The organism is Aurantiacibacter xanthus (assembly GCF_003584015.1).
Classification (GTDB): domain Bacteria; phylum Pseudomonadota; class Alphaproteobacteria; order Sphingomonadales; family Sphingomonadaceae; genus Alteraurantiacibacter; species Alteraurantiacibacter xanthus.
The window spans coordinates 1-24,476 of the sequence record NZ_QXFM01000118.1 but is presented as its reverse complement, the minus strand read 5'-3'; the positions used below and the strand labels follow the sequence as shown (position 1 = coordinate 24,476).

At 65.2% G+C, this 24,476-nt stretch carries 22 protein-coding genes; 19 read left to right on the top strand and 3 right to left on the bottom strand.

The genetic code is table 11. The features are described from left to right. Positions 1-129 precede the first annotated feature (129 nt). From rpe to dxs, 6 genes are all read left to right on the top strand, one after another. A complete protein-coding gene (gene rpe / locus D2V17_RS15320) occupies positions 130-795 on the top strand; it encodes a ribulose-phosphate 3-epimerase (protein ID WP_119593683.1) in 666 nt (221 codons plus the stop codon). Continuing rightward, the gene (locus D2V17_RS15315) at positions 792-2,660 is read left to right on the top strand and encodes a heparinase II/III family protein (RefSeq protein WP_425453651.1); all 1,869 of its coding nucleotides are present in this window, start codon (positions 792-794) and stop codon (positions 2,658-2,660) included. Before rpe ends, D2V17_RS15315 begins: the two co-directional genes overlap by 4 nt. 8 nt (positions 2,661-2,668) lie before the next feature. After that, positions 2,669-4,291, top strand: coding sequence for a bifunctional phosphoribosylaminoimidazolecarboxamide formyltransferase/IMP cyclohydrolase (gene purH / locus D2V17_RS15310; RefSeq protein ID WP_119593681.1), 1,623 nt, complete (start codon positions 2,669-2,671; stop codon positions 4,289-4,291). 228 nt (positions 4,292-4,519) lie between these two features. Beyond that, on the top strand, positions 4,520-5,191 hold the full coding sequence (gene msrA / locus D2V17_RS15305) for a peptide-methionine (S)-S-oxide reductase MsrA (protein WP_119593680.1): 672 nt from the start codon (positions 4,520-4,522) through the stop codon (positions 5,189-5,191). Between the two features lie 36 nt (positions 5,192-5,227). Continuing rightward, positions 5,228-5,689: a Fur family transcriptional regulator gene (locus D2V17_RS15300; RefSeq protein WP_119593679.1), complete on the top strand. Its 462-nt coding sequence runs from the start codon at positions 5,228-5,230 to the stop codon at positions 5,687-5,689. A 53-nt stretch (positions 5,690-5,742) separates the two neighbouring features. Then, complete coding sequence (gene dxs, locus D2V17_RS15295) at positions 5,743-7,674, top strand: 1-deoxy-D-xylulose-5-phosphate synthase (RefSeq protein WP_119593678.1); 1,932 nt, start codon at positions 5,743-5,745, stop codon at positions 7,672-7,674. A 168-nt stretch (positions 7,675-7,842) separates the two neighbouring features. Here the strand turns inward: dxs and D2V17_RS15290 are convergent, their stop codons facing one another. Next, positions 7,843-8,523 (bottom strand): NnrU family protein, encoded by a 681-nt coding sequence (locus tag D2V17_RS15290; RefSeq protein WP_119593677.1) that lies wholly within the window; start codon positions 8,521-8,523, stop codon positions 7,843-7,845. A gap of 56 nt (positions 8,524-8,579) precedes the next feature. Beyond that, positions 8,580-10,346, bottom strand: coding sequence for a peptide MFS transporter (locus D2V17_RS15285; RefSeq protein ID WP_119593676.1), 1,767 nt, complete (start codon positions 10,344-10,346; stop codon positions 8,580-8,582). A 164-nt stretch (positions 10,347-10,510) separates the two neighbouring features. Between D2V17_RS15285 and D2V17_RS15280 the strand changes: the two genes are divergently transcribed. After that, positions 10,511-10,849 (top strand): GntR family transcriptional regulator, encoded by a 339-nt coding sequence (locus D2V17_RS15280; RefSeq protein WP_119593675.1) that lies wholly within the window; start codon positions 10,511-10,513, stop codon positions 10,847-10,849. 147 nt (positions 10,850-10,996) lie between these two features. Then, positions 10,997-11,278: an integration host factor subunit beta gene (locus tag D2V17_RS15275; RefSeq protein WP_119593674.1), complete on the top strand. Its 282-nt coding sequence runs from the start codon at positions 10,997-10,999 to the stop codon at positions 11,276-11,278. A gap of 122 nt (positions 11,279-11,400) precedes the next feature. Here D2V17_RS15275 and D2V17_RS15270 read toward each other — a convergent pair whose 3' ends face one another. Then, entirely contained in the window at positions 11,401-13,998 is a 2,598-nt protein-coding gene (locus D2V17_RS15270; protein ID WP_119593673.1) for a TonB-dependent receptor, read from the bottom strand. 364 nt (positions 13,999-14,362) lie between these two features. Between D2V17_RS15270 and D2V17_RS15265 the strand changes: the two genes are divergently transcribed. From D2V17_RS15265 to D2V17_RS15215, 11 genes are all read left to right on the top strand, one after another. After that, complete coding sequence (locus D2V17_RS15265; protein WP_191229230.1) at positions 14,363-15,646, top strand: MFS transporter; 1,284 nt, start codon at positions 14,363-14,365, stop codon at positions 15,644-15,646. Then, complete coding sequence (locus D2V17_RS15260; protein ID WP_119593671.1) at positions 15,643-16,449, top strand: CmcJ/NvfI family oxidoreductase; 807 nt, start codon at positions 15,643-15,645, stop codon at positions 16,447-16,449. Before D2V17_RS15265 ends, D2V17_RS15260 begins: the two co-directional genes overlap by 4 nt. A 104-nt stretch (positions 16,450-16,553) precedes the next feature. Further along, positions 16,554-17,783 carry a serine hydrolase domain-containing protein gene (locus D2V17_RS15255; RefSeq protein WP_119593670.1) on the top strand — a complete coding sequence of 410 codons (1,230 nt, stop codon included), beginning with the start codon at positions 16,554-16,556 and terminating at the stop codon, positions 17,781-17,783. Positions 17,784-17,895: 112 nt separating this feature from the next. Next, complete coding sequence (locus D2V17_RS15250; RefSeq protein ID WP_245978744.1) at positions 17,896-18,315, top strand: carboxymuconolactone decarboxylase family protein; 420 nt, start codon at positions 17,896-17,898, stop codon at positions 18,313-18,315. After that, on the top strand, positions 18,315-18,791 hold the full coding sequence (locus D2V17_RS15245) for a nuclear transport factor 2 family protein (protein WP_119593669.1): 477 nt from the start codon (positions 18,315-18,317) through the stop codon (positions 18,789-18,791). Before D2V17_RS15250 ends, D2V17_RS15245 begins: the two co-directional genes overlap by 1 nt. 22 nt (positions 18,792-18,813) lie before the next feature. Beyond that, positions 18,814-19,227 carry a nuclear transport factor 2 family protein gene (locus D2V17_RS15240; protein ID WP_191229229.1) on the top strand — a complete coding sequence of 138 codons (414 nt, stop codon included), beginning with the start codon at positions 18,814-18,816 and terminating at the stop codon, positions 19,225-19,227. Positions 19,228-19,356: 129 nt separating this feature from the next. Beyond that, a complete protein-coding gene (locus tag D2V17_RS15235; protein WP_119593667.1) occupies positions 19,357-20,109 on the top strand; it encodes an SDR family NAD(P)-dependent oxidoreductase in 753 nt (250 codons plus the stop codon). 115 nt (positions 20,110-20,224) lie between these two features. Continuing rightward, entirely contained in the window at positions 20,225-21,370 is a 1,146-nt protein-coding gene (locus tag D2V17_RS15230) for a serine hydrolase domain-containing protein (RefSeq protein ID WP_191229228.1), read from the top strand. A 178-nt stretch (positions 21,371-21,548) separates the two neighbouring features. Beyond that, positions 21,549-23,126, top strand: coding sequence for a phytoene desaturase family protein (locus D2V17_RS15225; protein WP_119593665.1), 1,578 nt, complete (start codon positions 21,549-21,551; stop codon positions 23,124-23,126). A gap of 118 nt (positions 23,127-23,244) precedes the next feature. Further along, positions 23,245-23,454 carry a hypothetical protein gene (locus D2V17_RS15220; protein ID WP_119593664.1) on the top strand — a complete coding sequence of 70 codons (210 nt, stop codon included), beginning with the start codon at positions 23,245-23,247 and terminating at the stop codon, positions 23,452-23,454. Positions 23,455-23,552: 98 nt separating this feature from the next. After that, positions 23,553-24,341, top strand: coding sequence for an SDR family NAD(P)-dependent oxidoreductase (locus D2V17_RS15215; RefSeq protein ID WP_191229227.1), 789 nt, complete (start codon positions 23,553-23,555; stop codon positions 24,339-24,341). Positions 24,342-24,476: the final 135 nt, after the last annotated feature.

The following is a 24,476-nucleotide window of genomic DNA, read 5'->3' as shown; positions in this document are numbered from 1 at the left end:
CTGGCGGGGCTGGGCAAATCGGCCGTCTGCGGCCACAGAAAGTCCACAGCGGATCAAACTGTTCGTGGATAAGAATTTGCCCTGAGCTTGTAGGGCGAATCACAGAACTATAACGATCAGAGGCAATCCATGCGTGACGTGCTCATCTCTCCCTCGATCCTCTCGGCTGACTTCGCTCGGCTTGGGGAAGAAGTGCGCGCGGTCGACGCGGCCGGCGCCGACTGGATTCACATCGATGTGATGGACGGGCACTATGTGCCCAACCTCACCATCGGGCCGGGCGTGGTGAAGGCCCTGCGCCCGCACACGCAGAAAACCTTCGATGTCCACCTGATGGTGTCCCCGGTGGACATGTGGATCGACGAGTTCGCGCAAGCTGGCGCCAATATCATCACCGTCCACCCCGAGGCCGGCCCGCATGTGCACCGCAGCGTGCAGGCGATCCGGGCTGCCGGGTGCAAGGCGGGGCTGTCGCTCAATCCGGGCACGCCGGCCAAGATGCTCGACTATCTCTATGAAGAGATCGATCTGGTGCTGGTGATGAGCGTCAACCCCGGTTTCGGCGGGCAGAGCTTCATCTCCAGCCAGCTGCGCAAGATCGAGGCCATCCGCCAGACCATCGACAAGCGGGGGCTTGAGGTGCTGATCGAGGTCGATGGCGGGGTCAACCAAGAGACCGCGCGCCAATGTATCGACGCCGGGGCCGACGTGCTGGTGGCAGGTTCGGCGACGTTCAAGGGTGGGCCAGCGCAATATGCCGCCAACATCCGTGCGCTGAGGGGAGAAACAGCGTGAATGTCCGTCCTGCCGAACTTTCCGATAGCACCAGGGACCGGCAGGCGAGGAACAGTGAGGCGCCAGGCGACAAGGCGCCGGCCCGCGCCATTCCGTTGCGCAACAACAGCAGCGAAGCGCTGGTGAGCAGCGAGAAGCCGGTGATCGAGCCGGCCGCGCAGCGCTCGCTGGTGGTTACGGATATTTCCGCCCCCGCCGTCACCGCGGGCGAGCGGCTGATGCGCATGGCCTACCGGCTCGGCATGTCGGGGCCGACGATCCTGTCGCCCTTCCGCAAGCCTGCCAAGCCGCGCCTGCTGGCGACGGTCGAATGCCCGCTCGATGGCGATCGGGTGGCGGGCATGGCGCTGCGGGCCGGGCACTTCCTCGTTTACGGGGTCAAGGCCCCGATCGCGCAGATCGATTTCTCGCCCGTCGCCAAGTTGACCCCGCCGTTCGAGCGGACCGTGCACGGCTTCTCGTGGCTGCGCGATCTCGAAAGCTGCGGCGCGCGGGCGCAATGCGCGCCGGTGGCCGAACGGGTGCTGGCGGCATGGCTCGACGCCAATGGTCAGTCGGGCAAGGGGGCGGCCTGGAAGGTCGAGAACGCCGGGCTGCGGCTCCTGGCCTGGCTGGTCCATGCGCCGCTGGTGATGAGCGGGCAGGACAAGGCGCTGCGCACCCGCACGCTCGAAGCCTGTGAGGAGACCGCACGCTGGCTTGATCGCCACGTTGGCCGCGCCGACGACCGGCTGGGCGAAGTGGCGGGCTGGTGTGCGATCACGGCGGCGGGGCTGCTGTTGCCCGATGGCAAGCCGCGCCGGTTGTTCGGTGAGGCGGGCCTCGTGCGCGCGCTGGGCGAGATGGTGGGCGACGACGGCGGCGTGCTTTCGCGCAGCCCGCAGGCCCAGATGCAGGCCATCGCCATGCTGATCGACCTGCGCGCCTGCTATCGCGCAACGCGGCGCGATCCGCCCTCGGCGATCGAGGCGATGCTGGCGATGCTGGTGCCGCCGCTGCTGGCGTTGATGCATTCGGACGGCGGGCTCGGCAGCTGGCAGGGCGCGCCTGCGGTTTCGGCGGAGCGGCTGGCCTCGCTGGTCGCGGCCAGCGGGGTGCGCACAAGGCCGCTGCGCGATGTGCGCGGCTGGGGCTATCAGCGCGTTTTTGCCAAGCCCGCCACGCTCCAGCTCGACGCGTCGCCGCCGCCGCTGGCCAAGCATGCCCGTAGCGGTTGCGCCTCGACGCTGGCCTTCGAGTTCTCCTATGGCGCGCATCGCCTGATCGTGAACTGCGGCGGGGCGGGGATCGCGGGCGGTCAGGTGCCGGTGCGGATCGAGCAGGGCCTGCGCGCCACCGCCGCCCATTCGACCATGGTGCTGGGCGATGCCAACTCCACAGCGGTGCTGATCAACGGCAAGCTCGGCGGCGGGGTGAATGAGGTCGAGATCGACCGCCGCACGATCGAGCTGGAATATGGCACGGCGACTCGGCTCGAGGCGAGCCACGATGGCTATGTCGCGCGGTTCGGGCTCGTTCATCGCCGTATCCTCACGCTGCGCGAAGATGGCTCCGAACTGCGCGGCGAAGATCTGCTCGTGCCAGCCGGGCGGCGCGGAAAGCGCGGAAAAGTGCCGTTCGCGATCCGCTTCCACCTCGGACCTCAAGTTGAGTTGAGGCCTTCGAGCAACAACCGCAGCGCGGGGCTGGTGTTGCCCGATGGCAGCTATTGGCAGTTTGTCAGCGCCGATGCCGAGATTGAGGTCGATGAAAGCCTCTGGGTCGATGGCATGGGGCACCTGCATCCTGTACAGCAGCTGGTGATTCAAGGACTCGCCTCGCGCGGCGGCGGCCACTTTGCGTGGCTGCTGAAGAAAATGGGATAGCTTTTCACATGACCGATGTTGCGATCAAACGGGCACTCCTCTCGGTGTCCGACAAGGAAGGCGTGGTTGATCTCGCGCGCAATCTGGCCGGGCGCGGCGTGGAGCTGGTGTCGACCGGCGGCACGGCCAAGGCGATCCGCGATGCGGGCTTGCCGGTGAAGGACATTTCCGAGCTGACCGGCTTTCCCGAGATGATGGATGGCCGCGTGAAGACGCTGCACCCGGTGGTCCACGGCGGGCTGCTGGCCGTGCGCGACAACGCCGAGCATGTCGCCGCGATGGAGGCCCACGGGATCGGCGCGATCGATCTGCTGGTGGTGAACCTCTACCCGTTTGAGCAGACGGTGGCCCGAGGCGGCACCCGCGAGGAGATCGTCGAGAACATCGACATCGGCGGCCCGGCCATGGTCCGCAGCTCGGCCAAGAACCATGATTTCGTCACCATCGTCACCGATCCTGCCGACTATGCCGAACTGCTCGCCGAGCTGGAGGCGCTGGACGGCAAGACCAGCCTCGCCTTCCGCACCCGCATGGCGGGCAAGGCCTATGCCCGCACCGCGGCTTACGATTCGGCGATTGCGACCTGGTTCGCGCAGGGCGATGCCTATACCAACCCGCTTGGGCCCGAGGCGCTGAAGGCCACGCCCTTCCCCGAGAGCATGACGCTCGCCTTCGCCAAGCAAGACGAGCTGCGCTACGGCGAGAACCCGCACCAGAGCGCGGCGGTCTACGTTCCGCGCGGGCCTTCGGCCATGGGCATTCCGCAGGCGCGGCAGGTGCAGGGCAAGGAGCTGTCGTACAACAATTTCAACGATGCCGATGCCGCGCTTGAACTGGTGAGCGAATTTGCCGGTGGCGATCCCGCGATCGCGATCATCAAGCATGCCAACCCCTGCGGCGTGGCCCAGGCACCGAGCCTGCTTGAGGCATGGCAACAGGCCCTCGCCTGCGACAGCGTCTCGGCCTTCGGCGGGATCGTGGCCTGCAACCGCGCGCTCGATGGCGCGACGGCGGAAGCGATCTGCGAGATCTTCACCGAGGTGGTGATTGCGCCCGGTGCCGACGATGCGGCGCTGGCGGCCTTCTCGGCCAAGAAGAACCTGCGGCTGCTGCTCATCGATGCGCTTCCGCAAGCCAATCGCCCCGGCATGCAGATGAAGACCATTGCCGGCGGCATGCTGCTGCAATCGCGCGACAATGGCGATATTGGCCTCGCTGACCTCAAGGTCGTGACCAAGCGCCAGCCGACCGAGCAGGAACTGGCCGACTGCCTGTTTGCCTGGAAGGTGGCCAAGCACGTGAAGTCGAATGCCATCGTCTTCGCGAAGGATGGGGCGACGGCGGGCATCGGGGCCGGGCAGATGAACCGCCGCGATTCGGGCCGCATCGCCAATGTCCGCGCGCAGGAAGCGGCAGAGATCGCGGGCTGGAGCGCCTCGCGCACGCAAGGCAGCGCCATGGCGTCTGACGCCTTCCTGCCCTTTGCCGACGGGATTGAGGTCGCGCTCGATGCCGGGGCGAGCGTGGTGATCCAGCCGGGCGGCGCGATGCGCGACGAAGAGGTGATCGCGGCGGCCGATGCGGCAGGCCTCGCCATGGTGTTCACCGGGATGCGCCATTTCCGCCACTAACAGGCGCTGCGATGAAGCGACGCCCGGTTGCGACCAAAACCGGGCGCGCTTCACCGCGTGGAAAGTTTGTGTGGGTTACACCTGCGGCAACGATTGAACGCAACTGAACCCCACGGACTGACCCATGGCCCTCTTCTCATCCGAACTCTATCGCAGCTTCCTTGCCGGCTTCGGGATTACTGCTATCATACTGGGAGCGCATATCCTGCCGCAGCTTGGAGGAGCCTGATGCACTGGAAAGCCCTGCTGATTGGCGCGGCCCTCGCGATGAGTGCCTGCACCGGCCCGGCGATTGCCGCCGAGCAGGTGTTCGATGCGCCGGTCGCCACCCGGCAGGCCAATGAGCGCGGGCTGCAGACCGCCATTCTCGCGGGCGGCTGTTTCTGGGGTATCGAGGCGGTGTTCAGCCACACGCGCGGGGTGACCAGCGTCATTTCGGGCTATCATGGCGGCAGCGCCGACGATGCGACCTACCGGCGCGTGTCGAGCGGGCGCACCGGCCATGCCGAATCGGTGAAGATCACCTACGACCCGACCGTCATCCGCTACGATCAGCTTCTGCAAATCCTGTTCTCGGTGGGTGCCGATCCGACGCTGTTGAACAATCAGGGGCCGGATCACGGCACCCAGTATCGCACCGCCATCGTGCCGACCACGGCCGAACAGCGCGCCGTCGCCACGTCCTATGTGCGCCAGATGAGCCAGTCGGGCGTGTGGGACGATCCGATCGTGGTGCAGGTCGAGCGCGAGCAGCGCTTCTACCCCGCCGAGGCCTATCATCAGGACTTCGCCGACAAGAACCCCGACAACGCCTATATCAAGCGCTGGGATGCGCCCAAGGTCGAGGCGCTGCGCGAGAACTTCCCCACCTTCTACCGCGCCAGCTTCCGCAAGGGCTGATTGCCGATGGCGCTGCGTGCGCCTATGTATAGCCCCATGGGAAAGCATGCGCACAAGGAACATAGCGGCGACCGGCTGATCGAGGAGGCCGGGCACGCCATCGTGAAAGCGGGCGAGCAGTGGACCGCGATGCGCGAAGACGTGTTCCGCGCACTCGCGGCGCAAAGCCGCCCCGCTTCGGCCTACGACATTGCCGAGCAGGTCGGCGCCATGCGCGGCAAACGGGTGGCGGCCAACAGCGTCTACCGCATTCTCGACCTGTTCGTGCGCACCAACCTTGCCAACCGGATCGAGAGCGCCAACGCCTATATCGTGAACAGCCATCCCGGCTGTCGCCACGATTGCATCTTCCTCATCTGCGACGACTGCGGCCTGGCCGATCACCTCGACGATGACAGCCTGACCGGGGCGCTGCGCGAGGCCGGGACGAGCGCGGGCTTCACGCAGGTGCGCCCGGTGGTGGAGCTGCGCGGCCTGTGCGCCGAGTGTTCCGGCTAAACCCAAGTGTTTGTTTGGTCGACTTGCCTTGTACTAGCAGCTAAGCCGTTTCGATGAGTAATCGTCCGCAAACGCCTCTGCTTGATACGGTCAATTCCCCGGCTGAGCTGCGCCAGCTGAAGCCCGCGCAGTTGCGCCAGCTCGCCGACGAGCTGCGGCTGGAGATGATCGATGCGGTCGGCTCCACCGGCGGGCATCTGGGTTCAGGGCTGGGCGTGGTCGAGCTGACGACGGCGATCCACTACGTGTTCAACACGCCCGAGGATCGGCTGATCTGGGATGTCGGCCATCAGGCCTATCCGCACAAGATCCTGACCGGGCGGCGCGACCGCATCCGCACCTTGCGTCAGGCTGGCGGGTTGTCGGGCTTCACCAAGCGTAGCGAGAGCGAATACGATCCGTTCGGCGCCGCGCACTCGTCGACCTCGATCAGCGCCGGACTGGGCTTTGCCGTGGCCAACAAGCTCTCGGGCCAGCCGGGCCGCGCCATCGCGGTGATTGGCGACGGCGCGATGAGCGCCGGGATGGCCTACGAGGCGATGAACAATGCCGAGCAGGCGGGCAACCGGCTGATCGTGATCCTCAACGATAATGACATGTCGATTGCTCCGCCGGTGGGCGGACTGTCGGCCTATCTCGCGCGGATGGTCTCCTCCAGCGAGTATCTGGGCTTGCGCTCGCTCGCTTCGAAGGTGGCGCGCCGGTTCTCGCGCCGGGTTCATCACGGGCTGGGCAAGGCCGAGGAATACGCGCGCGGCATGGCCACCGGCGGCACCCTGTTCGAGGAACTGGGCTTCTACTATGTCGGCCCCATCGACGGGCATAATCTCGACCACCTGATCCCCGTGCTCGAAAACGTGCGCGATTCGGAGCAGGGGCCGGTGCTGGTCCATGTCGTCACCCAGAAGGGCAAGGGTTACGAGCCCGCCGAAAACGCCGACGACAAGTATCACGGTGTGCCCAGGTTCAACGTCATCACCGGCGAGAAGGCCAAGAGCGCCGAAGGGCCGCCTGCCTACCAGAACGTGTTTGGCGAGACGCTGGCGAAGATCGCCGATAGCGATAAGACCATCGTGGCGATCACCGCCGCCATGCCTTCGGGCACCGGGGTCGACAAGTTTGCCAGGGCGCACCCGAAGCGCACTTTCGATGTCGGCATTGCCGAGCAGCACGCGGTGACCTTCGCCGCCGGCCTCGCTGCGCAGGGGATGCGGCCCTTCGCCGCGATCTATTCCACCTTTCTCCAGCGCGCCTACGATCAGGTGGTGCATGACGTGGCGATCCAGAACCTGCCCGTGCGCTTCGCCATCGACCGTGCCGGGCTGGTCGGCGCGGACGGGGCGACCCATGCCGGTTCGTTCGACGTGACCTATCTCGCCAGCCTGCCCAATTTCGTGGTCATGGCGGCGGCGGACGAGGCCGAGCTGGTCCACATGACCTACACCGCCGCGCTTTATGACGATGGTCCGATTGCCTTCCGCTATCCGCGCGGCAACGGCGTGGGCGTGGAAATGCCGGCGGAGCCGCAGCGGCTCGCAATCGGCAAGGGCCGGGTGGTGCGCGGAGGCGTGGACGGCGGCAAGGTGGCGATCCTGTCGCTCGGGCCGCGTCTGGCCGAGGCGCTCAAGGCAGCCGATCAGCTCGACGCGCGCGGCCTGCCGACCACGGTGGCCGACATGCGCTTCGTGAAGCCGCTGGATGAGGCGCTGATCCGCCAGCTGATCGCCACACACGAGGTGGTGCTGACGGTAGAAGAGGCGGCCTTCGGCGGCCTCGGCGCGCATGTGCTGACCATGGCGAGCGACGAGGGCCTGCTCGACGAGGGGCTGAAGATCCGCACCCTGCGTCTGCCCGATGTGTTCATCGACCATGATGCGCCGGAAAAGCAGTACGACGAGGCAGGGCTAAACGCGCCGCAGATCGTCGATACGGTGCTGAGCGCGCTGCGCCACAACAGCGCGGGTGTCGAAGAGGCGCGGGCTTAGGCGAGGCTTCTGGGTTCAAGATCCGCTCGCCCTGAGCCTGTCGGACTCGAAGAGGGGCCGCAGGCCCAACAGCTGCACTGACTTGCGAAGCGCGCAGACGGAAGAAGAGCAGTCCTTCGACAAGCTCAGGATGAGCGGGCGTGGGTTATAGGGTAGTGGTCGGCAGGTCTAAACCACCCAGCGCCAAATGCCTGCCGCCCAGCCGCTCGGGTGAATATGCGCGTAGGTGAAGGCGAGCCATAGCGCGAGGCCGATCAGCCACCACAGCCAGCCGACCGAAAACAGTCTGCCCAGCTTCGGCCAATAGCTGGTGCGAGCCTCCCACCCGGCCCAGGCCGCGCCCATCAGCGCTTCTTTCTTGCGGTCCTGCAAATGCGCGCCGACCAGCGCGAGAAAGCCCATCGCGCTCGCCACCACCAGTGTGCGCGCGGTGGGCGCGGCGATCAGGTGGGCGAGCGCCCACAGGCCAATCGCCCACATCATCGGATGGCGGGTCACGCGGAACACCCCGTGCGGCTCTTTCGCTGCCGCCTTGGCCGCGCCCGGTGCGGGCAGGGCGGGGTTGCCGACGAACGATCCTGCCAGCAGCACCATCGCCACCAGCGTGAGGAGCGAGGCCAGCGCCCAGCTCACATCGTCGAAACCGGGCCACAGCGGGACCGACGGCGGCACTGCCTTGAAGGCAAAGTAAATCCACACGAAGGCCGCCAAGCTCACCAGCGAATAGACCGCCTGAAAGCCCTTCTCGCCCAGCGCCGCCACCATCGGCGCGCGCAAGGGGTGCGACATGGCGAAGTGGCTGCCGACAAAGGTCACGCAGGCAGCCAGCAGTGAAGTAAGCGGGTCCATGGCCGGGGTCCTCCTGCGCGGACCCTAGCACATGTGACGCGCACCGACCGCTGAAATCAGCCGCGCCCTTCGGGGTGAACGCCTGCCGCCTGCGGCTCGCCGACTTCGCTGCCGCCGAGCAGGTCGTCGCCTGCCTTGTCGTCTACCAGCGTGTCGAGGTGCATCAGCTTCTTCACCAGCGGGCTCAGCAGCAGGACGGCCACGCCCACGCCAATGGCGACCCAGCCGACGTTGGAATAGACATCGAGCACCACCTGCTTGCCCGCTTCCTCGCCCACGCCTTCACCGCCGGTGGCAGCGGCGATCAGGCCAGCGGCGAAGTTGCCGGTGGCCGAGGCGAAGAACCAGGTGCCCATCACCAGCGAGGCCATGTGCGCCGGGCTCAGCCGGTTCATGGCCGAAAGGCCGACCGGCGACAGGCACAGCTCACCGGTGGTGTGCAGCAGATAGATGAGGAAGATGAGGATCACCGGAGTGGCGGCATTCACGCCGAAGGCCTGCGCGCCCCACACCAGCACCAGAAAGCCGAGGCCGACCTGGATCACGGCAAGGCCGAACTTCATCGGTGCCGAAGGCTCGAACCCGCGCCGGCCCAGCCACAGCCACAAGCCGGCGAAGATCGGGGCCAGCGTGACGATGTAGATCGCGTTCAGCGACTGGAACATGGCCGCCGTCGGCTCCCACCCGAAGATCGAACGATCCACATGGCGGTCGGTGAACAGGTTGAGGCTCGACCCGGCCTGTTCGAACAGCGCCCAGAAGATGATCGAGACGATGATGAGGAACAGAGCGGCAAAAATGCGGTCCCGCTCATCAAACGCCTTAACGAGTGACTGCTGGATCAACACACCAATCAACACGGCCAAACCGCCAAGCGCCAGCCAGATAGCCTCCACGCTGCCCGTCGCAGCCCGGACAATACCAAAGATCATTACCAAGGCTGCTAGGATGTAGACCAAGAACGGTCCGCGCGGCGCACGTCCATAAGAACCATAGGGCAGCTTGAAGGTGACGATCGCAAGTACATAGGTGATCAAGGCCCCGCCAAAGCCTCCTAGCATTACGCCGACCAGATCCTGATACTGCACGGCCACCCAGCACAGCGCCACCATGGCAAGCCCGGCTCCGTAGATGGCCCATTCCTTGCCGCCGGTCAGTGCGGCAGGGTCTTTCGGCTCGCCGCGGCCGAGCAGCAGCGGCTTGCCGAGGATGAACACGATCAGGCCCAGCAGCATGCCAACGCCGGCCGCGCCGAAGCCGTAGGACCAGCCATAGTCCGGGTGCATGCCGAGATAACCGCACAGCAGCGAGCCGAGCGCGGCGCCCACGTTAATGCCCATGTAGAAGATGGTGTAGGCCGGATCGCGGCGCACGTCGGTGCGCGGGTAGAGCTGGCCGACCATCACCGAGATGTTGGCCTTGAGGAAGCCCGAGCCCACGATGATCAGCGCCAGCGCCAGCCAGAACACGTTGATCGCCGAACCGGTCTGCCCGCCGTCGCCCTCGACGGCCATGAACGCATGGCCCAGCGTCAGCAGCACCGCGCCGAATAACACGGCCTTGCGCTGGCCGAGATAACGGTCGGCGAGATAGCCGCCCACCACCGGGGCGATATAAACAAGCGCCGTATAGGCGCCGTAAATGACCGATGCTTCGGAATCGGAGAACATCCAGTGCTGGATGAGGTAGAAGATCAGCAGCGCACGCATGCCGTAGTAGGAGAACCGCTCCCACATCTCGGCAAAGAACAGGACAAACAAGCCTTTGGGGTGGCCGAGGATGGTTCCCATCGAATCCCCGTCAGGTAGTGTTTGTGAAGCCATATATGTTCATCCCATCCATGTTCGGCGGCGCAGCCGGCGCCTGGCACAAGCGGACACCCTAGCGGCAGAATGGCGCATGGGAAACGCAAAAGGTTGCAATGGAAACGGATTTCTCGCAGCGCGCTTGACCTGCGCCGCTGTATTATGGCAGTGAGTCACCTGTCATGAGTGACAATCGTCCCGTCTATCTGCGCCTCCGCGATCGCATTGCCGCCGCCATTATCGACGGGGTCTATCGCGAGGGCGAGATGTTGCCGTCGGTGCGCGCTTTCGCCGCCGAACAGGGCGCCAATCCGCTGACCGTGGCCAAGGCCTATCAGCAGTTTCAGGCCGATGGTCTGGTCCGCGTGCAGCGCGGCGTGGGCATTTTCGTATGCGACGGCGCGGCAACCCGGTTGCGTGAGCGCGAGCGGGCGGCCTTCCTGCGCGAAGAGTGGCCAGAGCTGTGCAAACGGCTGAAGCGGCTGGGCCTGCGGATGGAAGATCTGTTAACGCCAGGCTAGGGCTCGCCACGCTGTTCGGTGAACGACATTGCACAAAATCAAGTTCTCTGGCAGTGAAACCGCAAGCCTAGGTGGGAACGCTAACGCGGATCACTGTCGGTAAGAACATAACCCTTCGTTTCGCAACGTCACATACAAGAGGTCCCGATGATCCGGTCTGAACTCCTGCAATCTCTGGCTGAGGATAACCCGGATTTGCGGACGGAAGAGGTCGAGCAGGTGGTAGACCTGTTCTTCGACGAGATCGCCCAGCGCCTGTCCGAGGGCGGCCGGGTTGAACTGCGCGGGTTCGGCACTTTCTCCACGCGCCAGCGTGATGCCCGCAGCGGACGCAATCCGCGCACCGGCGACAGCGTCGATGTTCCGGCCAAGAAGGTGCCCTATTTCAAGCCGGGCAAGGAAATCCGCGAGCGTTTGAACGCGGACTGATCTTTTCGCCTGTTGCAGGCAGAAAAAGGGGCGCGAACCGTATTTGGTTCGCACCCCTTTTTGCGTTGCAGGCAAGGCTGCCCGGTTGGCGCCCCCGCCGTAACGGGGGCGCTCTCTCCCGGTCAGAACTTGCGTCCGACCGACAGCGACCATGTGCGCGGCAAGCCGGGTTGCGCGGTCACAAGGCCGAGCGCGGTGGTCACATCGCTGACGGTCAGATAGTAGTACTTGTCGAACACGTTCTGCACTTCGAGAGCGACGTTCCAGTTCTCGTCTGCGGTGGTGAAGGCGAGCCTGGCATTGCCGAGGAAGTAGCTGTCGATCTTCGACCAAGAGGTGTTGAAGCTGTCGGTGTAGATCTCCGACTGGTAGGCCCCGTCGAAGCGGGCCATCACCGTGCCGGCGTCCATTTCGTAATCGTACTGGATGCCGAAGCTGTAGGTCCATTCGGGCGTGTAGGGGGTCACCTCGTCGCCAACCAGGCCCGAGGCGCCGACGTCTGTGTACTCGAAGTTGATGTAGGACAGGCCGCCGTCGAGCGAGAGACCGTCGACCGGATAGGCCGACATTTCCAGTTCGAAGCCCTTGACGTCCGCCGAGCCGACGTTGTTCGGCTGGAGGCAGGGCGAACCCGGACAGGCCGACAGCTGCAGGATGATGTTGTTGTACTTGTTGAAGAAGGCCGCGCCGTTCAGGCGGAGGCGACGATCCAGCAGGTCGGACTTGAAGCCGATTTCATAGGTGGTGATCGTTTCCGGATCGAACGCCTTGAGCTGGTTGCACGGGGCGGGAATGACGTTCCCGTTGCCATCGGTGGGCAGGTCGGCGCATTCGCCCGCCGACGGGCCGAAGAACGGACGCGGGTTCACGCCGCCGCCCTTGAAGCCGGTCGAGACCGAGCCGTAGACCAGGAATTCATCGGAGAAGCGATAGTCTGCCGCGAGGCGCCAGTCCCACCGATCCCCTTCGAAGGAGTCGGAAACGCCGAACAGGCCGACCAGCAGGCAGTTTGGCGTGTTGCCGACCCCAACCGGGCCCGCCGTTGGCGCTCCGAGGAAGAATTCGCAGGCCGGCGGAAACACGTCCAGCACGCCATCGGCGTTGGTGTCGAAGGGCACGGTGCCGTCCGGGTTCGACCGGAAGTAGGTGTAGACCTTCTTGTCCTTCGTGTAGCGCAAGCCGCCAGTGAAGCTGAGCATCTCGGTCGGGTGGATGGTCAGCGTACCGAACCCGGCCTTGGTGGTGCTCGGCGTCGTATCCGGGCCGTGGATGAAGTCGATACCGGCATAGTTCAGGTCGACCCGGGCGGTGTATTTGCCGTCCTGATCGAGATAGTAGCCGCCCACGGTGCCTTCGATCAGGCCGTCGGCCAGTTCGAAATTGGCGCGGACTTCCTGGCTCCACGCGCGGTGGTTCAGCTGGTTGTCGAGCTGGGCGACCGGGATTGGCGTGCCATCCTGATCTTCACCCCAGTTCGACTGGTATTCGCGCCACGAACCGATCCACACCAGTTGCAGGTTGTCGGTGGCGTCGAAGGTGATGTTGCCGTGCACGCCCCAGCCGACGAGTTCGCTGATCGGGTTCGTCGCATAGGGCTTGTACGGCGCCTGCGAAGTGGGGTCGCGTGCGTCGAGGAAGTTGCCATAGTTGATGAAGCGCGGATCGAGCCCCTGCAGATTGCCGCCGGTGTCGCAGCTGTAGGGGCCGGCAGGCACGAAGGCGCAGGAGCCCGGGACGGCATTGCCATCCTTGCCGATCAGCCAGGGCAGCGCGGGCGGCGGGCCGGCGACGGGCAAGGCCCCGTTGCTGATCGCGGGATTCTGCGAAAACGGATCGAATGCCTCCGGGGTGGCCGATACGGCGCCCATCGCGAGGAGAACCTGCGGTCCGGCTTCGCCCTTGTCGGACGAGTAGTCGCCCGAGACGTTGACCTCCAGCCGATCGGTCGGGACCCAGCGGAGTGCCAGGCGGCCAGCCACGGTCGATTTGCCGCCGAGCGTCTCGTTGTCGGCATTTCCGCGCCCGCGGGCATTGTTGGCCGGCACGTTCGAGTCCGGATGGGACAAGGCATAGTCGAGGCGTGTGACGTAGCCGTCCACACTGCGCCCGATGCCTGAGACACGGGCGAACAGATTGTCGGTGATCGCGAAGTCGGCCATCCCGCGCGCTTCGATCCGGTTGTACGAACCGTAGGTCGCGCGGAACGAGCCGCTGTTGTCGCCTTGCGGTCGGGCGCTGAACAGCTTGATTGCGCCGCCGATGGAGTTCTTGCCCGCGAGCGTGCCCTGCGGGCCGCGCAGCACTTCGATCCGGTCCAGATCCATCAGATCGAGCAGCGAACTCGACAGGGTCGGGATGAAGATATCGTCGATATAGACGCCCACGCCCGGATCGAGCGCATAGTTGAAGTCGACCTGGCCCACGCCGCGGATGAACGCGATCAGGCCGCTGCCGCCGCCCTGCGGTTGTGCCTTGAGGGTGACGTTCGGAGCTTGCGCAGCGACCTGCGCGATGTCGGTCTGGCCGCGCGCTTCGAGCATTTCGGAGTTTACCGCCGTGATCGCGATCGGCGTATCCTGCAAATTGGCTTCGCGAAATTCTGCGGTGACGACGATCGTGTTGGTGCGCGAGCCTTCATTTTCGTCTTGTGCGAAGGCGGGTGTGGCGATCCCGGCCACAACGGCCAGCGACGACACGACGCTGAGCGACTTGAACTTCATCAGGCATCCTCCCCAGGTGCGAGGGCCTGAACGGCCCTCCGATGTGGTGTTCCGCCAGCGGCCGGCATTGTCAGCGGTCCGATGGCAAAAACGAGTGGGAGAAATGCAGGGCGGGTGTTTGTATTATGTCCGCACTCTGGCTGTTTCCGTCATCTCTCCCTCCAATCTACTTAGACGATCTGTAAAGACAATCAAGCCGGTTTGGTAATGTAACAACAGTGAGCGGCAATCTGTCGTAATTTGGCAACAGCCATACCCGACCTGGCTTGTTGACTGTTATACAAGCCGAAGCTTGCTCCGCTGCCCCGGCCGCGTCATGCTGTATTTCGAGGTGGCACCGAAAGCCGCCCATGGGAGAATTCGGATGACGCAGGCAAGCGGTGCCGCGCACGGGCGGCTGGGCGGCTATGAACTGAGAGTTCTGCTGCTGCTCGGGCTGGCCTACGGATTCGCCTATTTCGACCGCATGGCGATGACCTTTCTTGGCCCGCTGGTGAAGGCCGATCTTGGCTTGAGCAACGAGGAACTGGGCTGGCTTGGCTCGGGCCTCTCGCTGACCTGGGCGCTGGGAGCCTATTTCGTGGGCCGCTGGTCCGACCGGATCGGCAAGCGCAAACCGTTCCTGCTGGCGGCGCTGGTGGTCTTTTCGCTGTGCTCGGTGTTCTCGGGACTGGCCTGGAGCTTCGGCTCGCTGCTGGTGAGCCGGATCGTGATGGGTGCGGCGGAGGGGCCGTTCCTGCCGATCTGCCTTGCGATCATGGTCGCCGCCTCGGCCGACAGCCGCAAGGGTCTTAACGCCGGTGTGGTGCAGAATGTGTTCGGCTCGATCATCGGCACGGCGCTGGCGCCGGTGGTGCTGATCGCCATTGCCGAGGCCTTCGACTGGCGCGCGGCCTTCTTCCTGTCGGGCATTCCGGGGCTGGTGCTGGCGCTGCTGATCTGGCGCTTCATCCGTGAACCGATGGACGAACCCGCCATGGCCGTCCCGGTGCAGCGCGAGAGGTTCGGCGCAATGATCGGCTCTGAGCTGCGCGAGATGCGCGGGCTGATGGCGACGCGCAACATTGCGCTGTGTTCGCTGGTGAGCGTGTTCGGGGTGGGGACAGTGGTGATCGGCTCGATTTTCATGCCGCTCTATCTCGATGGCCCGCGCGATATCGAGCCTGCCACGTGGAGCCGGATCATGTCGGTGATCGGATTCTCGCCCGCCGTCGGCGCGGTGAGCGCGGGGCTTCTGTCCGAGCGGATCGGGCGCAAACCGGCGCTGGTGCTGTTCTGCGCGCTGTTCGCGATTTCGCCCGCCGCGCTCCTGTGGCTCGATGCTTCGCCGGTGGTGCTGGCCATGGCGCTGTTCGTCAGCTGGATGGGGCTGGGATCGTTCCCGCTGTTCATGGGGGTGATCCCCGCCGAGACGCTGGGGCAGGCGCGCGCGGCGACCGCGATGGGCGCGGTGGTGGCCGTGGGCGAGATCTTCGGCGGCTTCGCGCTGCCGCCGCTGACCGGGCGGCTGGCCGACAGTTTTTCGCTCGACTTCGCGCTCTATGCGCAGCTCATCTGCGGGGTGCTGGCGGCGCTGGTGGCGCTGTTCGTGGCCGAGACCAACCCGCGCTTTGCATCGAACCGAAACGAGAGGATGGCCCCGCAATGACCAATGAGGCGACGCACCCGCGCGATGTCGAGACCAGCCTGCGCCATGTGAAGCGCGGCGAGAAGGCGACCTTTTACGCCGGAGACCGCGAGCGCAGCTACTGGCCCGGCGAAGATCATCGCGTGACGATCCACGACATGCGCCCGATCCGCGACGAGCTTGCGCTCGACCGCAACGGCTTCGTGCTGCTCGACGAGCCGACCGATGTCACCGCCTTTACCGATCCGGATGAGAAGGCGCGCTATTGCCGCCAGTGCGAAAAGCTGGTGCAGCGGCTGACCGGCGCGGACAAGGTGGTGAGCTTCGGTCCCGTGGTGCGCACCAGCGCGGCGGGCACGCACGGGCATAACCAGCCCGCCTTCGGTGCCCATGTCGATTATGGCGCGCGCACCGTGGCCGACTACACCTTCGATCTGCTTCCACGCGAGGAGGCCGAGGCGCGGCTGGCGCGGCGGCACATCCTGATCAACGTCTGGCGTCCGATCGCGCCGGTCGAATCGACGCCCTTCGCGGTGGCCGATGCCAGCACCATCCGGCGCGAAGACCTGTTCGACAGCGAGGTCGTCGGCGGGCTGGGCGGGATCGACCGCTCGCTCTGGGGCTTCAACCTTGCCCATGCGCCGGGGCAACGCTGGTACTGGGCGCCGCAGATGCAGCCGCACGAGCTGTTCGCCTTCAAGCTGTTCGATAGTGAGGACGATGCCGTGCAGTTCACCGCGCACACCGCATTCGAGGATCCGGGCGCGCCTGCCGACGCCGCCCCGCGCCGGTCGATCGAGCTGCGGACCATCGCCTATCTCTGAGCGCAGGGCGCGATTGCGTCCGCAGCCCATTGCCACGCGGCCTTTGCATCCGTAGCACTAACAATCGTTAGAGTCGCAAGTACTCAACGTGGGAGAGAGAAACCTTGGGCCATTTCGATTTCGAAAAAACCGTCGATGCGCGCGGTGGCAGGGCCACTCTGCGCGGGATCTGTGACGAGAAGTTCGCGCCCGTCTTCGATGCCTTCGTGCAGAATTTCGAACAGGAAGAAGAGCTGGGCGCAGCCTGCTCGGTGGTGATCGACGGCGAAACCGTGGTCGACCTGTGGGGCGGCTGGGCCAATGCCGATCGCAGCCGTGAGTGGGATGCGCAGTCCACCGTCTGCATGATGAGCACGGCCAAGGGCGTGACCGGGATTGCCTTCAATATGCTGGTCGATCAGGGGCTGATCGATATCGACAAGCCGGTGGCGCATTACTGGCCCGAGTTCGCGCAGAACGGGAAAGAGGACATCCTCGTGCGCTGGTGCCTCGATCATCGCGCGGCGATTCCGGTTCTGACCACCGATGTGCTGTGGCCCGGCGCGTTCCTCGAATATGGTCCTTACATCAAGGCGCTGGAAGTGCAGGAGCCGCTGTGGGAGCCGGGCACGCGGGCGGCCTACCATGTGCACAATCAGGGCTTTCTGTTGGGCGAGATCATGCGCCGGGTGTCCGGGCTGACGGTCGGCCCGTTCCTGCGCAAACATGTCACCGGGCGGATCGGGGCGGAATATTACATCGGCGGGATGGACGCCGAGGAGCAGAGCCATGTCGCCGAGGTGCTGCCCAACACCGGCGCGCGGCTGTTCGCGGCGAAGGATACGGCCATGCCCGAAAAGCCCTCCACGCCCGAGGGTTGGCAGGACGGCGCGGTGCTGCGCAAGTTCGCCTTCCTCCAGAACCCGGACGAGCCGTGGCACACCACGATGAACTCACCGAGCTGGCGCACCTGCGAGATCGCCAGTGGCTCGGGCCATGGTAATGCGCGCGGGGTGGCGCGCATCTATGGCGCGGCGACGGGCGAGGTCGATGGGGTGTCGCTGCTGAGCAATGGCGCGCTGGAGGCGATGATCACCGAGCAGCATAACCAGGTCGAGCTGTTGCAGGACCGGCCCTATCATCAGGCGCTGGGCGTGCTGCTGAACACGTCCGAGGCGGTCTACATGGGGCCGAACAGGCGCAGTTTCGGTCACCATGGCCTCGGCGGCTCGATCGGCTTTGGCGACCCCGATGCGAAGCTCGGCTTTTCCTATTGCTGCAACCAGATGCACGCCGTGGGCGACAACGGCCCGCGCGCAAGGCGGCTGATCGACGCGGTTTACGGGGCTTTATAGCCCTCCCCCTTGAGGGGGAGGGTTGGGAGGGGGCTCGCTGCTCTTGCGGAGGCAGAACCCCCACCCCCGGCCCCTCCCCGGTGGGGAGGGGAGAATCAGAGAAGGACAGACGATGACCGACACAAAAAGCGCGCCCGAAATGACCGGACAGGAGATGTTCGACCAGGGCATGGCGATCCGCCGCAAGGTTCTGGGCGACGAGTATGTCGACAAGGCGCTGGCGAAAAGCGGCCCGTTCAACGAGCCGTTGCAGGAGCTGGTCACCACCTATTGCTGGGGCTGGAACTGGGGCCGCGAGGGGCTCCCCTTGCGCGACCGCAGCCTGATCAACCTCGCCATGATCGCCGTGCTGGGCCGCGAGAACGAGCTGAAGATCCATATTCGCGGGGCGCTCAACAACGGGCTCTCGAAGGAGGAAATCCGCGAGGTGCTGCTGCAGGTGGGCATCTATGCTGGCATCCCGGCGGCGGTGGATTCGTTCCGCATCGCCAACGAGGCCTTTGCGGCAATCGAAGCCGAAGGCACCGAGTGATGGACCCCGTCGCCCGCCTTCTGATCGAACACGAATGCGCCAAGCTGCCGCTGCTGTTCGCCAAGTATGCCGACAACGGCGACCACGGCGCACTCGCCGACCTGTTCACACCAGACGGCACCTATGACCGCCCGTTCAGCCCCGGCTACCCGTTCCACGGCCGCGCGCGCATTCAGGCGATCTTCCGCGACCGCCCGCCGATCCTCGTGCGCCATCTGGTGACGAACGTGCTGGTCGAGGTGACGGGCGAGACCACCGCGCGCGGCAGCAGCTACCTCATCATGATGAGCAACCACGATCACGTCACCCCGCCGCAGAAGTCGAACGGCATTTTCGTCGGCGGGTTCGACGATGAATACGTGCTCGACGGCGACACATGGCGCTTCGCCAGCCGCAAGGGCCACCTCGCGCTGCACGAGGGCGGGGCGATACCCAATTTCCCGCCGCCATCGGATGAGGCGCGCGGGCTCAGCTAACCATCCACGGGAGAGGATGCCAATGACGGTCACAGCCGCAAACGCAAACGAACAACTGGTGCTCGATTTCTTTGAGGTGCTGTCCTCGGGCGACCTCGAGAAGCTGCGCACCTTCTATCACGAGCATTCGGTGTGGGAGCCCAAGGTCAAGGAGATCGCGGGCGCTGGCAAGCACATCGGGATGGACATCATCGACAAGTTCCTCGCCCCGGTGCGCGGGATGTTCGAGCCGGGTGATCCAAAGGTTCACGTGCAGACCATGTTCTCCGCCGGGCCCTTCGTCTGCGTGGAGAGCAATTCCACCGGCAAGACGATGGACGGTCTCGTCTACGACAACGACTATTGCTGGGTGTTCGAGGTGTCGAACGGCAAGATCGACGCGATGCGCGAGTATATGGACTCGCACTACACCGCCAAGTTGTTCGGCATGAACTGATGACGCAGCCAGCACATCCTCGTCATTGCGAGCGGAGCGAAGCAATCCATCACGCAGCCGTGCCGTCAGCTGCTGGATTGCCGCGTCGCCTGCGGCTCCTCGCAATGACGGCAAGGGCAGGAGTTTCCGATGCGACGCTTTGAAGGCCAGCCGATCCTGATCTCGGGCGCGGGGCGCGGGTTGGGCGAGGGGATCGCGAAACACCTCGCCGCTGAGGGGGCCACTGTCGGCGTGGCCGATATCAACGGCGACAGCGCACTCGCCGTGGCCGAGGCGATCCTTACCGAGGGCGGCAAGGCCTTCAGCTATGGCGCGGATTGCGGCAGCCGCGCGGCATTCTTCCAGCTCGCCGAGGACTTCGCCGCCGATGCCGGACCGCTGCGCGCGGTGATCAACAACGCCTCGGTGCTGGTTTACGAGCCGATCGAGCAAGTCACCGAAGAGACGCTCGACCGCATGCTGTCGGCGGGGTTGAAAAGCGTGTTCTGGGGCGTGCAGGCCTTCCTCGCCCACCGCGACGAAAGTGCGCCGGGGTCGATCCTCAACTATTCCTCGCCGGTGGCCTATCGCGGGCGGCCCAATACCGGGGCCTATACCACGATCAAGGCGGGCATCGCCGGGCTGACCAAGGTGCTGGCCGGAGAACTCGGGCCGCGCGGGGTGCGGGTCAACGCGATTGCGCCCGGCTCGGTGCCGACGCCCGCGACCGAGGGTTTTGTCACGCCCGAGCAGTACGAGCAGCGCGCCAAGGGCATTCCTTTGCGCCGCAACGGCACCCCGCGTGATGTGGCGCAGGCGGTGTCCTTTCTCCTCAGCGACGAGGCGGAGTTCATCAACGGAGCGATGCTTGCCGTCGACGGCGGCATCATCGCGGCGGGGTGACCAAAATCAACCACCATCCGCTCGCCCTGAGCTTGTCGAAGGGCCGTTCTTTTCTTGTTCCCGAGCGCGAAGGAAAGGCAGTCCTTCGACAAGCTCAGGACGAACGGAGCTTGTTATGACCGCAGTGTGGCAGGACCGCCTCGACCACCTCAAAAGCGTGATCGAGGCCGACATCGCGAACGACGACTATTACGGCGTGGTCCTGCGCGTCGCACGCGGCGGCACCGTCGTGTTCGACGAGGCCATCGGCCACGCCTACTCCGGCGGCAAAAGGCCGCTGAAAAAGGACGACGTATTCTCACTGTTTTCGGTCACCAAGGCCTTCACCAACGTGCTGATCATGCGCGCGATTGAGGAAGGCCGCTTCCAGCTCACCACCAAGGTGAAGGACATCTTGCCCGAGTTCACCGGCAAACCGCGCGAGGACGCGACCTTCTTCCACCTCATCACTCATCAGGCCGGAATGCCCGGCGTGTGGAGCCCAAAACCCGGCATGTTTCTCGACCGCCTGCAGGAGCTGTTCGACGAGAGCATCGCCCATGTCCACGGCACCAGCCAGCCGGGCGAGAAGAGTGACTATTCGCCGCTGGTGAACCACGTGCTGATGGGCATGGCGCTGGTCCGCACCGATCCGAAGGGCCGCAACTACCAGACGCTGCTGCACGAAGACCTGTTCGCGCCGCTCGGCATGGACTCGACCGCGATGGGTCTGCGCCAGGATCTCGATGCGCGCCATGTGCGCCCCGACATGCGCGGCACGGTCCCGATCAAGCACCTGTCGCGCAATATCGAGGGCGATCATGCGCTGTTCGAAGACCCTGAGGTCGAGGCCCCGCATGTCGGCTGCGCGAGCACCTGCGGCGATCTCTGGCGCTTTGCCGAGATGTTGCGGCGCGAGGGTGAGCTTGACGGTGCGCGCATTCTCTCACCCCGCATGGTGCGGCTGGCGCGCAAGGTCCACACCGGCGACAAACCCAACGAGCTGTACAAGGGCGTGGCCCTGCGCGCCGGGTGGGAGGTGCCGCCGGCCAATCAGGGGCTGGGTTTTCAGGTGCGGGGGAGCGGCGTGTTCCAGCACCTGTTCGGCCAGCTCGCCAGCCCCGAGACCTTCGGCAACTACGGCGCGGGCTCGACCATGTTCTGGATCGACCCCGAGGCCGACGTGACCTTCTCGTTCCTCAGCGCGGGGGTGATGACGCAGGCGGCGAACATCGAACGCTGCGGCAAGCTCTCCGACATCGCGCTGAGTGCGATGCTGTGACCTCTTCCGCCCACACAGGCCGTTCGTGTCGAGCGAAGTCGAGACAGGTCCGCGCCACACCACACCCGCTCACCCTGAGCCTGTCGAAGGGCAGGCACGACCTCGGCCCGGCCGTGGGGCGACCCTTCGCGCATATCCTTCGACAGGCTCAGGATGAGCGGAGGCTGGGAGCAAATCTATGAGTGACGCAGACATCATCGTCATCGGCGCAGGCCACAATGGTCTCGTCGCGGCGGCCTATCTGGCGGTGGCGGGCAAGCGGGTGCTGGTGCTCGAACGCAACGCATGGCTCGGCGGCGGGGTGGTCAGCCGCGAGCTGACCGAGCCCGGCTTCCTCCACGATCAGCACTCGATGAGCCACATCTTCATCCAGGGCAATCCGCTGCTGCTGAACGACGACCTCGGCCTCAAGCGCAAGTACGGCCTTAAATACGTCTTCCCCGAAGTGCCGATGATGAGCGTGTGGGAGGATGGCGCTACCCTGCCGCTTCACCGCGACCCGGCGAAAAGTGCCGAGGCCATCGCGCGGTTCAGCCGGAAGGATGCGGACACCTTCCTCGCCATGAGCCAGCAGGCCGCGCAGTGGCTGCCGATGATTCAGGCCGGGCTCTATGCGCCGCCAATGCCGGTGGGTGCGCAGGCGGCGATGATGGACCAGAGCGCCGAGGGGCAGGAGATCATGCGCACCATGGCCGTCTCCACCTTCGACCTGATGGAGGAGCTGTTCGAGCACGACAAGGTCAAGGCGCACTTCGGCCGGGTGGCGGGCGAAAACCTCGTTAGCCCCGACGAGAAGGCGACCGGGATCGGCGCCTATGTCTTCCTCGGCTTCCTCGAAAAATTCGGCTTTGGCGTACCGGTGGGCGGCTCGGGCAGCCTGACGAAGGCGCTGGTCGCCTGCATCGAGGACCACGGCGGCGCGGTCCGCTCCGGCTGCGAGGTGCGTGAGGTGTTCACCGATGGCTCCCGCGCCTCAGGCGTGGTGCTCGACAGCGGCGAGCGGCTCACCTGCGCCGATGGCGTGATCGGCGCGCTGCACCCGCATATTCTGCCCGATGTTGTGCCGAGCCTGCCCGCCGAGGTCGCGCGCAAGGCCAAGCGCACGCATATCACCGATGCCGCCTGTTTCACCGTCCACGCCGCGCTCGATGCGCCGATGCAGTTCAAGGCCAGGAACGCCGACGGCAGTCCACTTTCGGCGGTGATGTACGAGCTGATGCCCGCCAGCTACGAGGACATGCGCCGCGCTTTCGACGAACTGCGCTATGGCAATTTCAGCGAGACCCCGCTGGTGGGCGTGGGCCAGTTGCCGCAGCACGATCCCTCGCGCTGCCCCGAGGGCCGGAGCATTTTTCACGCCTGGGACTATGTGCCCTACAGCCGCAAGGACGGCCGCGACTGGGACGAGGCCAAGGGCGAATTCGCCGAGACCATGATCGCGCGGATGGGCAACTATATCGAGAACGTGCCCGAGGCGGTGCTGAGCTACCACTGCGACTCGCCCGTCGATATGGAGCGCACCAGCCCCAGCTTCCTGCGCGGCGACCTCCACGGCATTGCCACCACCACCTACCAGTCGGGCCGCCACCGGCCCACGCCCGATCTTGGCGGCTACCGCGTGCCGGGGGTCGAGCGGCTCTATCTGGTCGGGCCGTTCCAGCATCCGGGCGGCGGGGTGTTCGGCGCCGGGCGCGCCACAGCCATGGTGATGGCCGAGGATCTCGGCATCGATTTCGACGGGATTTCGGTCGGGTGAGTCCACTGCGCCTCACCGTCACCCCGGACTTGATCCGGGGTCCCGCTGTCATCTGCGATGTCGTAAGAAGCTGGACCCCGGGTCAAGCCCGGGGTGACGAGAATGGAGACGTTGCTCAATGAAAATCCGCGCAGCCGACAAGAGCGAGCTGATGGAAATCAGCAAAATCGAGGTGAAGGGCGACGATCTCGTGCTCAAGGGCAAGGTCTATGGCGCGATGCCGATGACTGCCGTCGTCACCCCCGAGGAAGCCCGCAAGTTCGGCAAGATGCTGACGCCGAAACTGGTATGGTTCCTGCTCACCATGCCGTTTCGAACGTCAAAATAGTCGCGTCATTGCGAGCGAAGCGAAGCAATCCAGCGTCAAGAGTTGGATTGCCGCGCGACCTGCGGTCGCTCGCAATGACGATTTCGGGAGTGAATGTCATGAGCAAACGCCATCAGGACAAGTCCGTCATCGTCACCGGCGCGGCGGGCGCGATCGGCTTTACCACCAGCGAGATCCTCTGCCGTGAGGGGGCCGAGGTGATGCTGGTCGATATCGCTGCCGACAAGCTGGAGCAGTGCGTCGCCGAGTTGCAAGGCAAGGGCTACAAGGCGCACGGCCATGTCGCCGATTGCGCCGACGATACGGCGGTCGAAGCCTATGCCAGAGCGGCCTACCAAAAATTCGGCAAGATCGACGGCTTCTTCAACAACGCCGGGATCGAAGGCGCGCTCGCCCCCACGCACGAGTACGACATCGGCTGGTTCGACAAGGTGCTGCACGTGAACCTGCGCGGGATGTTCCTCGGCCTGCGCTTCGTGCTGCCCTACATGGTCGCGGCGGGCAGCGGGGCGGTGGTGAACACCGCCAGCATCGGCTCCGAGCGGGGGCTGGCGGGAGCCTGCGCCTACAACGCTGCCAAGCATGGCGCGGTCGGCCTCACCCGAACGGCGGCCAGCGAAGTGGCGCAGAAGGGTATTCGGGTGAACTGCGTGATGCCCGGCGTGATCGAGACCCCGCTGCTGGTCGGCATGCTCGAACAGATGTTCGACAGCGTGGAGGCAGGTATGCAGAAGCTCGGCGAGGTGGCGACACTTAACCGCGTGGGCCAGCCGCGTGAGGTGGGCGATGTGGTCTCCTTCCTGCTCAGCGACGAGGCCAGCTACGTCAACGGCGCGAAGTGGGAAATCGACGGCGGGGCACTGGCAACGATCAGGAACGATATCTAAGAGGCAGCGTAGAGACCTGTCGAAGGGAAACGACGCTGCGCAAAGTCCTCAATATTCTCGCCGTGCTGAGTCTGGTGGCGGGATCGCAAGCCCAGGCCCAGGTTCAGGCCGCGCCCGCCCGCCAGGCCGCTCCGG

Coding starts and splice junctions, on each gene's coding strand:
- rpe (WP_119593683.1), top strand. CDS start 130: ATGCGTGACGTGCTCATCTCTCCCTCGATCCTCTCGGCTGACTTCGCT.
- purH (WP_119593681.1), top strand. CDS start 2,669: ATGACCGATGTTGCGATCAAACGGGCACTCCTCTCGGTGTCCGACAAG.
- msrA (WP_119593680.1), top strand. CDS start 4,520: ATGCACTGGAAAGCCCTGCTGATTGGCGCGGCCCTCGCGATGAGTGCC.
- D2V17_RS15300 (WP_119593679.1), top strand. CDS start 5,228: ATGGGAAAGCATGCGCACAAGGAACATAGCGGCGACCGGCTGATCGAG.
- dxs (WP_119593678.1), top strand. CDS start 5,743: ATGAGTAATCGTCCGCAAACGCCTCTGCTTGATACGGTCAATTCCCCG.
- D2V17_RS15290 (WP_119593677.1), bottom strand. CDS start 8,523: ATGGACCCGCTTACTTCACTGCTGGCTGCCTGCGTGACCTTTGTCGGC.
- D2V17_RS15285 (WP_119593676.1), bottom strand. CDS start 10,346: ATGGCTTCACAAACACTACCTGACGGGGATTCGATGGGAACCATCCTC.
- D2V17_RS15280 (WP_119593675.1), top strand. CDS start 10,511: ATGAGTGACAATCGTCCCGTCTATCTGCGCCTCCGCGATCGCATTGCC.
- D2V17_RS15275 (WP_119593674.1), top strand. CDS start 10,997: ATGATCCGGTCTGAACTCCTGCAATCTCTGGCTGAGGATAACCCGGAT.
- D2V17_RS15270 (WP_119593673.1), bottom strand. CDS start 13,998: ATGAAGTTCAAGTCGCTCAGCGTCGTGTCGTCGCTGGCCGTTGTGGCC.
- D2V17_RS15265 (WP_191229230.1), top strand. CDS start 14,363: ATGACGCAGGCAAGCGGTGCCGCGCACGGGCGGCTGGGCGGCTATGAA.
- D2V17_RS15260 (WP_119593671.1), top strand. CDS start 15,643: ATGACCAATGAGGCGACGCACCCGCGCGATGTCGAGACCAGCCTGCGC.
- D2V17_RS15250 (WP_245978744.1), top strand. CDS start 17,896: ATGACCGACACAAAAAGCGCGCCCGAAATGACCGGACAGGAGATGTTC.
- D2V17_RS15245 (WP_119593669.1), top strand. CDS start 18,315: ATGGACCCCGTCGCCCGCCTTCTGATCGAACACGAATGCGCCAAGCTG.
- D2V17_RS15240 (WP_191229229.1), top strand. CDS start 18,814: ATGACGGTCACAGCCGCAAACGCAAACGAACAACTGGTGCTCGATTTC.
- D2V17_RS15235 (WP_119593667.1), top strand. CDS start 19,357: ATGCGACGCTTTGAAGGCCAGCCGATCCTGATCTCGGGCGCGGGGCGC.
- D2V17_RS15230 (WP_191229228.1), top strand. CDS start 20,225: ATGACCGCAGTGTGGCAGGACCGCCTCGACCACCTCAAAAGCGTGATC.
- D2V17_RS15225 (WP_119593665.1), top strand. CDS start 21,549: ATGAGTGACGCAGACATCATCGTCATCGGCGCAGGCCACAATGGTCTC.
- D2V17_RS15220 (WP_119593664.1), top strand. CDS start 23,245: ATGAAAATCCGCGCAGCCGACAAGAGCGAGCTGATGGAAATCAGCAAA.
- D2V17_RS15215 (WP_191229227.1), top strand. CDS start 23,553: ATGAGCAAACGCCATCAGGACAAGTCCGTCATCGTCACCGGCGCGGCG.